This is a genomic window from Brachyspira murdochii DSM 12563, from assembly GCF_000092845.1.
GTDB lineage: Bacteria > Spirochaetota > Brachyspiria > Brachyspirales > Brachyspiraceae > Brachyspira > Brachyspira murdochii.
Genome location: NC_014150.1, coordinates 2073103 through 2086099, shown reverse-complemented (window position 1 = coordinate 2086099; position 12997 = coordinate 2073103). Strand labels below are relative to the sequence as shown.

Annotated in this window: 14 protein-coding genes; 11 read left to right on the top strand and 3 right to left on the bottom strand. The window is 25.1% G+C overall.

What is annotated here, in order from left to right:
- Window positions 1–430 precede the first annotated feature (430 nt).
- Window positions 431–1015: a histidine phosphatase family protein gene (locus BMUR_RS09160; RefSeq protein ID WP_013114291.1), complete on the top strand. Its 585-nt coding sequence runs from the start codon at window positions 431–433 to the stop codon at window positions 1013–1015.
- A gap of 47 nt (window positions 1016–1062) precedes the next feature.
- The gene (locus tag BMUR_RS09155) at window positions 1063–2040 is read left to right on the top strand and encodes a cobalamin biosynthesis protein CobD/CbiB (protein ID WP_013114290.1); all 978 of its coding nucleotides are present in this window, start codon (window positions 1063–1065) and stop codon (window positions 2038–2040) included.
- A gap of 80 nt (window positions 2041–2120) precedes the next feature.
- Here BMUR_RS09155 and BMUR_RS09150 read toward each other — a convergent pair whose 3' ends face one another.
- The gene (locus tag BMUR_RS09150) at window positions 2121–3464 is read right to left on the bottom strand and encodes an MATE family efflux transporter (RefSeq protein WP_013114289.1); all 1344 of its coding nucleotides are present in this window, start codon (window positions 3462–3464) and stop codon (window positions 2121–2123) included.
- Window positions 3465–3635: 171 nt separating this feature from the next.
- On the opposite strand from BMUR_RS09150, the gene BMUR_RS09145 reads away from it, so the two are divergent.
- From BMUR_RS09145 to tilS, 7 genes are all read left to right on the top strand, one after another.
- The gene (locus BMUR_RS09145) at window positions 3636–4085 is read left to right on the top strand and encodes a PepSY-like domain-containing protein (RefSeq protein WP_013114288.1); all 450 of its coding nucleotides are present in this window, start codon (window positions 3636–3638) and stop codon (window positions 4083–4085) included.
- Window positions 4086–4191: 106 nt separating this feature from the next.
- Window positions 4192–4335 carry a hypothetical protein gene (locus tag BMUR_RS14765; protein WP_013114287.1) on the top strand — a complete coding sequence of 48 codons (144 nt, stop codon included), beginning with the start codon at window positions 4192–4194 and terminating at the stop codon, window positions 4333–4335.
- Window positions 4336–4352: 17 nt separating this feature from the next.
- On the top strand, window positions 4353–4730 hold the full coding sequence (locus BMUR_RS09140; RefSeq protein ID WP_013114286.1) for a PepSY-like domain-containing protein: 378 nt from the start codon (window positions 4353–4355) through the stop codon (window positions 4728–4730).
- A gap of 53 nt (window positions 4731–4783) precedes the next feature.
- Complete coding sequence (locus tag BMUR_RS09135; protein ID WP_041750107.1) at window positions 4784–5584, top strand: hypothetical protein; 801 nt, start codon at window positions 4784–4786, stop codon at window positions 5582–5584.
- Window positions 5585–5596: 12 nt separating this feature from the next.
- The gene (locus BMUR_RS09130; protein ID WP_013114284.1) at window positions 5597–6223 is read left to right on the top strand and encodes an MBL fold metallo-hydrolase; all 627 of its coding nucleotides are present in this window, start codon (window positions 5597–5599) and stop codon (window positions 6221–6223) included.
- A gap of 12 nt (window positions 6224–6235) precedes the next feature.
- Window positions 6236–7129, top strand: a complete 894-nt coding sequence (locus BMUR_RS09125; RefSeq protein WP_013114283.1) for a DUF1848 domain-containing protein — start codon at window positions 6236–6238, stop codon at window positions 7127–7129.
- 17 nt (window positions 7130–7146) lie between these two features.
- Window positions 7147–8499: a tRNA lysidine(34) synthetase TilS gene (tilS, locus tag BMUR_RS09120; RefSeq protein ID WP_013114282.1), complete on the top strand. Its 1353-nt coding sequence runs from the start codon at window positions 7147–7149 to the stop codon at window positions 8497–8499.
- Window positions 8500–8579: 80 nt separating this feature from the next.
- On the opposite strand, the gene BMUR_RS09115 is transcribed toward tilS, so the two are convergent.
- Window positions 8580–9512 carry an alpha/beta fold hydrolase gene (locus BMUR_RS09115; protein WP_013114281.1) on the bottom strand — a complete coding sequence of 311 codons (933 nt, stop codon included), beginning with the start codon at window positions 9510–9512 and terminating at the stop codon, window positions 8580–8582.
- Window positions 9513–10194: 682 nt separating this feature from the next.
- On the opposite strand from BMUR_RS09115, the gene BMUR_RS09110 reads away from it, so the two are divergent.
- The gene (locus tag BMUR_RS09110) at window positions 10195–10986 is read left to right on the top strand and encodes a prohibitin family protein (protein ID WP_013114280.1); all 792 of its coding nucleotides are present in this window, start codon (window positions 10195–10197) and stop codon (window positions 10984–10986) included.
- Window positions 10986–11723 carry a ComF family protein gene (locus BMUR_RS09105; RefSeq protein WP_013114279.1) on the top strand — a complete coding sequence of 246 codons (738 nt, stop codon included), beginning with the start codon at window positions 10986–10988 and terminating at the stop codon, window positions 11721–11723. The genes BMUR_RS09110 and BMUR_RS09105 overlap by 1 nt, the downstream gene beginning before the upstream one ends.
- On the opposite strand, the gene BMUR_RS09100 is transcribed toward BMUR_RS09105, so the two are convergent.
- Entirely contained in the window at window positions 11720–12754 is a 1035-nt protein-coding gene (locus BMUR_RS09100; RefSeq protein WP_013114278.1) for a hypothetical protein, read from the bottom strand. The genes BMUR_RS09105 and BMUR_RS09100 overlap by 4 nt on opposite strands.
- Window positions 12755–12997 lie beyond the last annotated feature (243 nt).

Below are 12997 nucleotides of genomic sequence, written 5' to 3'. Positions count from 1 at the left end.
TAAATAGTGTTTTTTTATATTAATAAAGATAACATTATGGGAATATGTTTTTATAGCTAAAAAGTAAATATTGATTTTATTGAAAAATAGAAATATTAGATTAGATAATTGTGTTGTGTTGTGTTGTGTTGTGTTGTGTTGTGTTGTGTTGTGTTGTGTTGTGTTGTGTTGTGTTGTGTTGTGTTGTGTTGTGTTGTGTTGTGTTGTGTTGTGTTGTGTTGTGTTGTTCATAAACATGCCCAAATTATAGTTCTCACATTCTATATTCTATAACTATATTTGTCAATAATATTTATACACCTGCATACTATTTTTACATAATTTTATAAGTTATAAAAATAATATAATAATGTTATTGAAAAAAAATAAACTGCTATTATAATGTAAACTTAAACGCTGAACAAATTAATTTTTAAATGGAGTAATCATTATGAAAATACTATTTATACGTCATGGGCAAACAAAATTAAATGCTGAAGGAAGATGGCTAGGCTCTACTGATGCTCCATTATCTGAAGCTGGAAAAAATTTTCTTATAAACAAAAAAAGCATTATAGAAAAATATAAACCAGTTCAAAAATTATACTGCAGTCCTCTTAAAAGATGCTTGGAAACTGCTGATATATACTTTAATGATATGACAAAAGAAGTGTTAAATGATTTGAGAGAAAGAAGTTTCGGAGATTTTGAAGGAAAAAATCATGATGAATTAAAAGATAATCCTTATTATAAAGAGTTTTTTAGAACTAATTGGAAAAGCAATGTACCTAATGGAGAAACTTCCGAAAATTTCTTTAGCAGAACAGAAAAAGCATATCTATATATTATAGAAGATATGAAAAAAAATAACATGGATTATACTTCTGTAGTAAGTCATGGGGGTGTTATTATGTCTATATTCAGCATATTTGATACTCAGAAATTAGGCTTCTATGAATATCTTTTACAAAACGGATGCGGTTATTATACAGAAATAGATGATAAAAATAATATAAATATTATAGAAAAGTTCTAATTTTACGATGATTATTAGTAATAACTTTTAATTTGGAATAAATTAACATGAAAATACTTTTAATATTACCTATATCTTTTCTTCTAAATATATTTATTAAAAATGTAAAATTTGATCCTTTTGTATTTGTATCAAGACTTCATTTTATAGCTGAAGATTTATTTAGAAAAAAAGTAAATAATAAAAATAATATACTTCCATTTGCTGTAGGAACATTATCCTCTTTAATAATCATAGCCGTATGTTTTTTAATACCTTTTTTTCTTTTAATGCTTTTATACAAAGTTCATTTTCTTTTAGGCTTGATAATAGAATTGGCATTATGTTATATTACATTGGGCATTAGAAAGCCGCTAGAGATTAGCTCTCGTATATATCATAGCTTAAAAAATAATGATATAAAAAAGGCAAAATCTCTGCTCAAAGAAAATACTGATATAGATACAGAAGATATTGAAGAAGAACAGATTATTAAAAATACTATTGAATATACTGTAATAAGCATTGCTGAAGATTATATATATCCTGCAATATTTTTACTTTTGGGAGGAGCTCCTCTTTGTATAGCGTATAAAACCATTTATAAATTATCTGAAAGTTCTTCAGACACTGTATATATAGATGAAAATAAAAGCGATGATATATTTGGAATATTTAATATAAAACTATGCTATATATTAAATATAATACCTTCTTTCTTTACATCTATTGTTCATATTATAACATCAAGAATATTAAGATATGAATATAAAAATGCCTTTACAGCATTAAAAAGAGACGGAAAAAATAATAAAGCAAGATTGGAAGCAAGTGTTGCAGGAGCACTCAATATAGAGCTTGGAGGAGAATATATAAAAGATGGTGAAATGTACGACAGACCTTTAGTAGGTGAATATTTAGAAGATCTAAAAATAAGCCATATAGAAAAAGCTAATAAGTTTATATTAACTTCTGCTGTATTTTCATTAGCCCTATTGATAATAATAAAACTTATATCTATGTTTATATCTTCAGTAATTTTTTAAAAAATTATAGGCTTTAAATAATAATTAATCTTTATATTATTTAAAGCCCATATCTTTAATTTATCTTATAACTATTTATTTTAATATACTGTCTTTTTTATAAAATCTTTATCTTTTATATTTGTATTATAGAAAATAAATATAAATAATACAATTAATATAAACTGTGAAAAAGGCAATGCAAGCCATACTCCGTCAAGATTAAAAAACAAAGGAAGTACTAATATACATAAAGGACTTACGAATAAAGGATCTATATAAGTTAAAAGTGCCGAATATCTGCTTTCACCCGAAGAATAAAAATAAGCTGTTCCTAATCTTACTATAGGCTGAAGTATGAATGATACAGATATTAAAATTAATCCTTTGCTTATAATATCATTAGTTTCTATAGAAGCACCGAATAAAATACCAAAATTATTTTTAAATATTAAAATTATACTTAAAATAATTGAGGCAATTATCAATGCAAATAATACTCCTTTTTTAAATACTTTTTTCATAAGATCATTTCTTTTAGCACCTTTAAAATAGCTTATCATAGGCTGACAGCCCTCAGCAATACCTTCAAATAAATATATAACAGAGCCGTATATATAGTTTATAACCGAATATGCAGAAGCTGCTGTATATCCTCCGTACTTTATACACTGCCAATTATTAAATATCACTATCAAAGAGGGTGCCATAACCAAGCCAAAAGGCGAAAGTCCTATTTGAATTGCTCTTTTAGTCATTGATAAGTCAAAGTCTGATAATTTTATTCTATATTTTTTTCTTATAAATAAATAATATAGAGATATCAAAGCAACAATGCCTTCAGCTATTATTGTAGCAAGTGCAGCTCCAAACATTCCTAATCTTAAAACCATTAAAAATAAATAGTCAAGTATAATATTTGTTATAAGCCCTGCTACCATAAATGCCATTGCATGAATGGTTTTTCCTAAATTTCTTATCATAGGCATGATCCCGTATGATATTATCTGAAAACTTCCTCCTAATATTATAACCGTAATATATTCATCAGCAAGTTTAAATACATTATCTCTAGCACCTAGAAGATATATTAATTTATTCTTTAATAAAAGCAAAATAACAGTTAATATAACACTTGCAAGTATTAAAGTAATAAAAGTATTTGATTTAGCTTTATTAAAACCTTTGCTATCTCCTCCTCCAAAATATGTAGACATTATAACAGAGCCTCCCATGCCAAGCATAACAGCACATGCGGCAATCAAAGTACCTATTGGATAAACCAAATTAATAGCGGTAAGCCCATTATCCCCCATAGAATTTCCTACGAAAAAACCGTCAACAACTATATAAAGTCCTCCAAGCATAGTAGAGGCTATTGCAGGCAAAACATACTTAAAAAAAGATTTTTCCATGTTTTTAGTATTTTGTGTCATATTAATCATGATAAACTCCTTTTTAAAATAGTCTTCTTTCGTACTATATACAAGATGTGTATTATATGCATGTTTATTATTTTGTCAATAGATAAAGTACGAAAATTTACTTTTTTATTTAGTATTGAAATATTTATATTTTACTATATCATTTAAGTATAAATTTAAGGATATATTTTTATGCAGAGAAATGTATTTTATGTTTATTTAATTTTTATATATATAGTATCTTCTTCTTTTATATTTTATGATGATGATAGAAATATTAACTTTATACCATACACTTCTTTACCCATAAATATTCAAGAGTTTGTAAATAAATACTTTAAAGACTATAAAGTGTATAGAGCATCAGTTTCTTCAAAATATACCGTAATTTTTGAAGGAGGCTCATCAATTAACTTTAATAGAAAAGGTCAATGGATTTCTGTAATAGGAAACAGACAAACAATAGATATTAGCACCGCAGAAAAGTTTATTGACTATAAAATAATAAATATAATTAAATCAAAATATAAAACTATTAATAATATATATAAAAGAAGAAAAGGAATAGAGTTTAAGGCAGATGATAAAGAATATATTTATATAGACTATGAAGGCAATATTATAAAAATAAAAAAAGCCTAAAAATTTAAAAGAAAATTAACTTATCAATAAACTAAATGCATATATTGACATACTAAAAATAATATTATAAGGTTTAAAAATAACTAAACTATCAAAGGATATTATCATGAAAACAAAAGAAGAATTAGTTGAATTTTTAAATAAAAAAATTGAAAATAATCAAAATCTTGATGATGCTCATAATTATATTTTCTTAAAAGCATATTTAGAAGATATGATAGAAAAAGAAAAAAGCGAAATTAGCAAATAAATTATTAGATTACAATTATGGATATTATACCATATCAAAAACTTCCAGAAAAAGTAAAAAACTTTATAGAAACATATTTTAATGACTATTATGTTTTTAAGACAACATTTACTTCATCATACAGCGTTGTATTTAAAGGCGGAAGTTCTGTAAACTTTACTTCAAGAGGCGAATGGACTTCTATTATAGGAAACGGTAATGAAATAGCATTCAGTATAATAGAAAAACTTGCTGAAGATAATATTATAGAAAAAGAAGTTATAAATACTATAAAAGAAAAATATGATAACTTTACTATATACAGAATAATAAAAAAGAAAAACAAATATGAAATAGAAATTGATAATAATATTGTTATTATAGATACAAAGGGCAATATATTAAAAAACAAATAAAAATATTATAAATATGTATTGAAATTTGTATTTTTAGGGTTTATCATATGACAATGAAAAACATATTAATAATTTTTTTTATATTAAGTTCATTTTTATCAGCACAGTATTATTCCTATACTAATATTCCATCTTTTGAAAAAAGCGAATACTTTGTTCATAAAGGTGTATCCGGAAAAAAGAATAATGCTTTAATAGTATACACAGAAACTTCAGTTGACAGCAAAGGATACTGGAATATTAAAGAAACATATATTAAAGGCTTTGTTACAAATAAGTTAAAAGACCCTTTTCTATTAGAAGAAAGTATGATGACAAATATCAGAAAGTCTGAGATGTATTCTATAATAGATTTATCTAATATGCGTACAGTTTATAATAAAAGTATAGACTACCATGATTTCGGTACAATAGAAAATACATTTGATATAAGGGATAAAATTGATTATACAAATGATGCAGGATCTTTAGCAATATTTTCTATGTATGGAGCATATCAAATAGCAAGAACTTTTCCTATTGATATAACAAATACAATGAATATTGTCATGCCTACAGCTTCAAAAGACAATAAAGTAAAGGTATCTGTAGTAAATAACGGAATTAAAAAAATCAAAATAAACTCAGAAGAAAAAGAATGCTATGAAATGGAAATAAAAATTGAGGGAATACCTTTTGCTATATTTTTCCCTACAATAAATGCATATATCGAAAAAGATGATAAGACAAGAAAAATAATAAAGTATAACACTTTAGCTGGAATGCTTGATACTATGGATGTTTTTCTTACACAGAACGGAAGAGAAAGTGAGAAATCTCAGGAAACTACTGATAATAATGATAAAATAAATTAGGAGAAAATAATAATGAGCGAATTAAAAGTGGACTGCATAAATATAAATATGTACGGAATGAACTCTTACATAGTGTCTTGTGATGATGAGGCTATGATAATAGATATGGCTAAATTATCATTCGGATATGATGATTATAAAAAACTACTAAACGGAAAAAAACTTGTAAGAGTAATATATACTCATGGACATTTTGATCATATATCTGGTGCTGATGATATAAGAAAAGAGTTTCCTAATGTTCCTCATTGTGTTCATAATCTTGATTATAATTTTTTTCAAGACCCTAATTTAAATGTAAGTGCATACCTTGGAAATATTATAACCTGCCAAAGCCCTGAAGAAAAGTTTAATGACGGTGATACTTTCAAATTAAAAGATATAGAGTTTAAGGTAATACATACTCCGGGTCATACAGAAGGCGGAGTTTGTTTTTATACTAAAGGTCATTTATTTTGCGGAGATACAATATTTGCATACGGCATAGGAAGAACTGATTTTCCTACTGGTGATTATGATACATTAGAAAAAAGCATAAAAGAGAAAGTATTTGCTTTAGATGATGATACTCTTTTATACCCAGGTCATGATGCATACGGATTTAAATTATCGCAAAGAAAAAAAATTGGTGTATTATAATCTCAATATAAAATGATAATTAGTGCAAGCAGGCGTACTGATATACCTTCTCTTCATACAAAATGGTTTTTAAATAGATTAAAAGAAGGTTATGTCATCACTCAAAACCCTATAAACAAAAACAATTTTTATAAAATACCTTTAAATAAAAATATTGTAGATATAATAGTATTTTGGTCAAAAAATCCTGATATAGATTTCTTAAAAGAAGTGTATAATTTGGGTTATGAGTTTTATATTCATTTTACTATTACACCTTATGATAAAACTATAGAAAAAAATATTCCAGATAAAGAATTATTAATAAAAAAATTTATTAAAATAAGCGAATTATTCGGAAAAGAAAAAATAGTATGGAGATATGACCCTATTATATTAAATGATGATTTTGATACAGATTATCATATAAATAATTTTAAAAACTTTTCTGAAAGTTTACAGGGATATACCGATGAATGTATATTTAGTTTTGTTGAAATATATTCCAAAATAAAAAATAATATTAAAAACATAAATAATAATGAAAAAACTTCATTAATAAAAACTCTAAAAGATATATCAGAAAAAAATAATATAAAATTAAAGAGCTGTTCTCAAAATATTGATATAACAGAAAAATCTTCATGCATAGATAAAGATAGAATACAAAAAATATTATGCTATCCTATAAAAGAAAAAAAAGATAAATCTCAAAGAAAATTATGCAGTTGTATTGAAAGTATCGATATAGGTATGTATAATACATGCACTAACGGCTGCATATACTGCTATGCCAATTCTAAAAATATATTAAAAGATTATGATGTAAATAGTGAAATATTATCAGATAAATATTTAAATGATAATATAAATATACAAGAAAGAAAAATAATTGTTAATGAAAAAATTAATGCATTTAAATTATAAACTTAATGGATAACATAATGATAAAAGAAACTTCACAATTTTTACTTTCAAATATAGATGATATAAAAAATAAAACATTAGCTGTAGCATATTCGGGAGGGATTGATTCTCAGGTTATGCTTAATATTGCATACAGATTAAAAGATGATCTGTCATTCAATTTAATAATAATACATGTTAATTATAATCTCAGAGGAGAAGATTCTACTAACGATGAATTATTTGCCCGCGAAATGGCTAAGAAATACAATATAGATATATATGTTAAAGAAATACCGCAAAACAGTTATATAGGTAAGAATATACAGCTTGAAGCTAGAAATGACAGATATGCTTTTTTTGAAGAGCTTTATAATAAAAAAATATATGATTATCTTTTAATAGCACACAATAAAGATGATTTAGCTGAAACTATAATTTACAGAATGATTAAAGGGGCTGGAACTAATGTTTATAAAAGTTTAAGAGGAAAAAAAGGATATATTTTAAGACCTATTTTAAACTTTTACAGAAAAGATATTGAAATATATGCTCAAGTTAATTCTCTCACTCACAGAGAAGATTATTCAAATAAAAAAAATTATTATGCAAGAAATAAAATAAGAAATCTAATAATACCAATGCTTGAAGAAATAAATACAAATGCCAAAACAAATATTATAAGATTTGCAAAAAGAAGCTATGAAGAAACTTATATATTAAGAAAAAAAATTAATAAATTATACAAAAAAAATATATCCGAAAAAAATAAAAAACTTAATATAGAAAAAATCAAAAACATAAAAAGTATTTTTATAAAAAAAATAATAATAAAACTTTTAGCAAAAAATAATATAGAAATAACAGAAAAAAGAGTTATTGAAATAGTAAATATAATAAAATCTGATAAGCCTAATATTAAATTAAGACTTGATAATTGCCATATCATAAAAGAATATAATATTATAAAAATAAAACCAATACAAATAAAAAATGAAGAATATAATTATATAAAAATAGATAAAGACGGAGTATATAACTTTTTAGATAAAAAAGCAGAAGTAAAAAGAGTTTTAAATAAAGATATTGATTATAGAGAATGTCTATATATAAAAGCCAAATACCCAATTATAATAAGAATCAAAAAAGACGGAGATTTTATATATGCATATCCTGATAATCACAAAAAATATTTAAGAAAAATTTTTATAGATTTAAAAATACCAGCATATGAAAGAAATACAATACCCGTAATAACTTCAGAAGATAATAATAATATATTAGCATTATATTTAGAGCCTTATGGATTAAACAGAATATCAAATGAGGCGGCTGTGAGTAAAGAAGATGAATACATATTAAAAATCAGTTTTTATAATGATAATGTATAATTTTTCAAATAATGAAAGAATGATATTCCAAAAATGTGTAGGCTTATAGGAAAAATTATACCTATATTATTCAAAAAATATTATGCTATATGAGAATTAAGCCAAGCAATTATCTCATTAGATACATCATCTCTTTGAACATCATTAAGTATTTCATGCCTTCCGTCCTTATAAAGACTTATATTAACGTCTTTAAAGCCTAATGATTTATACATATCATATACCCATTTAACGCCTTTTCCCATATCACCTACAGGATCTTTATCTCCAGATATTAAAAGTATAGGGAAATCTTTATTCATAGAAGAATAATTATCCTTATTTGAAATTTTATCAATAAGCTCAAACATTTGTATATATGTTTCTATACTTGCAGGCTTATCTGCAAAATACTCATCTTCCTGAACTTTTTTAATTTCTTCTTTATCTGAAGTAAGCCAAGCAAAAGATGAGTTTTCTTTAGGGAAGAATTTTTTTCCGTATCCTCCTACAGATAACTTATCAAGCAGATGTGCTCTTTTTCTTCCGCCGAATATAGATTTTTGAAAATTAGCTATAGCCTTTCCAAAATTCTCTATACCCTTCATTTTTCCTCTGGTACCCATTATAACAGCACCGTCTAAATCTTTATAATATTTTATTAAAAAGCCTCTTGTAAGAAATGACCCCATACTATGACCAAGCATAAAGTATGGTATATTAGGATAATCAGCTTTGGTATTAACCATTAAATGTTTTAAATCTTCTATTATTAGTTCATATCCTTTTTCATCGGCTATATGCCCTATTTGATCCTTACTCACAGTGCTTCTGCCAAAACCTCTATGATCATCAGCACAAACTAAAAAACCAGCTTCATTTAATTTTTCAGCAAACTCTTTATATCTTCCTGCATGCTCTCCAAGCCCATGAACTATCTGAACAATGCCTTTAGGCTTAGCATCTGGTATAAAGATATATGTATACATTCTATGACCGTCATCAGATATTAACACTCTGTTTAGCATTTTCATAAAAAAGACTCCAATAAATATAAAAATCTATATTAAAAAATTGTTTTACAATTATTATATTCTACTAGCAATATAGACAAATCAGCAAACACTGCCAATCATAAAATGAATTATATCCTTAAAAACAATAATAAATTATATAGTATTTTTTTTCTTAATGCAATAAATATTTTACTATATTTTAATACGTATTTTTATAAATAAGCATGTTATATTTGCTTTATAATCAATCATTAATTTTATATCTTATTATTATATACCTAAACGACTATAATTTGTCAAAATTAATTTTTTTAATTTTAAATATTTGCAGGGCTTTGCCCCGCACCCCAGTTCTTTTATTGGTATAAAAGAACCAAAAGAACTGCATTTTTAAGCAAAATTTTAGGTGTTACCATACATTTAATACATATATTTAAAATATAAAGTTCTAGTAATTGCGTTTTTTGCAACTTTTTTGTGCGGCAAAAAAGTTGATAATTCTATATAATGTACATCAATTGACAAAATGAAATTGTTCCAGTATATATACAATACATATTTTTTTATCAGTAATAATCAAAATATAATTAATCAAGCCTTAATTATAGTACGAAATAATACTATTATAATATAACCAAAAACTTGCAAAAAATATTATTATCATTTATTATTTTTTATAATAATTTTTAAGGAGAGGTTTATGAGAATTATCGATATTAGTTCAAACAAATTACATTCTGTGCTTTTTATAGTTTTGCCTGTTGTATTAATAGTAGGGTTTTTAATATTTTCAAGTGTTACTATTATATCTACTGGTGAAATAGGAATAAGAAGCAGACTCGGTAAAGCTATATCTCAGGAAGAGCCGGGACTTCATTTCAGAATACCTTTTATAGACACTATAAAAACTATGGAAGTAAGAGAGCAGACTGTAGAAAAAACATATTCAGTATCATCAAAAGATATGCAGACTATATCTATGACTTTAAATGTTCAGTACTCTATAGGAGGAGACGCTTTGGATTTATACAGAAAATTCGGAGTAGATTATAAAAACAAATTAATTAATCCTAGAATATCTGAAAGCCTTAATGCAGTTTCAGCAAGATATACTATAGAAGAGTTTATAACAAAAAGAAATGAAATGGCAGCAGAACTTTTAAAAGAGGTTATGGCAGATTTTGATGATTACGGAATAACAGTTGCTGCTTGTTCCATTATAGAGCATGATTTCTCTGATGAATTTGATCAAGCAATAGAGAGAAAATTAATAGCTTCACAGGACGCTCTAACAGCACAAAATGCTTTGGAAAAAGTAAGATATGAGGCAGAAGCTGAAATTACTAAAGCAAAAGGTGTTTCTGAAGCTAATAGAATTATGCAGGAATCTTTAACTCCTTTATTAATACAGAGAATGTACATAGAAAAATGGGACGGTAAAATGCCTCAAGTATCAGGCTCTGGTGTTACTCCTATGATACAAATAAAATAATGCACAAAAAAATTATAAAATACTTATATTCAAATATTGCATCTATAATATTTCCAAATCACTGCATCATATGCGGAAATATTATAGAAAGCGGCAATATGAATTACATATGCATAGACTGCATCAATAAAAAAATAGACTATATACATAAAGATGAATATATACGATGCCAAAGATGCGGTAAAATTTTAGAAAATATAAACTCTATATGCCTATGTAAATATGAGGATATTTATTTTGATGAATGTAAGTCTATGCTTTACTATACAAATTATGCAGCAGATATTATTCATAAGATGAAGTTTTCTCATAGATATTTAATATGTCATGATTTTGCTGCAATGCTTAGCTATTATTATAAAGACTACATATTAAAATATGATGCCATTACATTTGTTCCCCTTGGAAAAAAGAGATTATTAGAAAGAGGGTACAATCAAAGTGAAATCATTGCTAAAAATATATCAAAAATTCTAAATATAAATTTAATTGATGATATAATTATTCGTAAAAAAGAAACCAAAGCATTAAGCTCTTTAAATAGTAAAACAGAAAGAATAAATATGATACAAAATGCTTTTGAAGTAAATAGTATCTACAATTTAAAAGATAAAATAAATCTGCTTATAATAGATGATGTAATCACTACTGGAAGCACTTTAAATGAAATATCAAAAGAAATTAAAAAGCTAAAATGTATAAATAAAATAGGAGTATTAACTGCCGCAAGAGCTTAATTATTAATATATTTCAAAACTTTCTCTTTCATTTCTAAATCATTCATTTTTTCAGCACATTTTATAAAATTATCATACACAGTTTTAGCATATGATAAATGCTCATTACTAAAAGCTATCTTTACAAATTTCCACAATACATTATCTTTATCAATATTATCTCTATTAAGAATAATTTTTAAAGCACAGTCTACGATTAGTATTCCAGCATTAATATTATAAAATGCATCTATATTTTTTATATCGTCAATATTATTTGCGAGAGTATCATAAGCCTCATTATATTTTGAAAGCCTTACAAGATTTTCTATATAATTACCCAAGTATGAAAGTAAATAAAATAAATTCTTTTTTGAAAGCAGGACATTTTTCTTATTTTTTTCATAATTATCCTTTGCAATAAAATACAACTCCTTATTTGCATTAAGCTCTCCCTCTTTGTTTCCAACCTCAATCTCAAAATCTCTTAATCTCTCTAAATTAATTCTGTCCCACACTTTTATAGAAGATTTCCATATATCTATAAGTTCATAATACAAATCTTTAAATCCAAGCTCCAAAGCATAGTGTATAGTATAGAGTATATTTAATTTTTCTATATCATCTTCAAATCTCACATCGCTGTCATATCCTATTGAACAGTCAGTATTAGCTTCTTTAGCCTGTTTGAATAATGCTTTATTATCCTTACTGTATTTATTAAGCAGAAATGTTAAAACCTCTAATGATATGCCTATGCCTTTATACTTTGATGTTTTTCTGTCTTTTATCTCTTCTTCAAAAAGATGAATTATTATATTTTTTACTGCCTCTTTTTTCAGAGCTTTAATATTCTTATAATACAAAATTGCAAATGCAAGTCTTGCTCTTAATAAATAATTTTTATCAACATTATCTTCGCTTTCACATGAATATTTTTTTATTAAACTGTCAAAATTTTCTTTACTGTCATAAAAAGAATTAACCATATTATCAAAATCATTTTGATACATCTTTAAAGCATTAATTAATTTTTCCTGATATAATTCCATGATGGTCATACTCCTAATGTCAAAACTATATAAGAAAAATGAAGTTTTGTCAAAATTATTTTTATAGTTAAAATCGGTAAATAAATAAAAACTACATCTTAATCTATATATACTAAAGCAAATATAGTTTGTAAAAAAATGAACTGTTTATATATATTTGCAAAACCTTAAATTATGTAGTACATAGAGCAGATACAAAATACAACTTTGATATATGAGAAAAAGCTGTATAAAAAATAATAA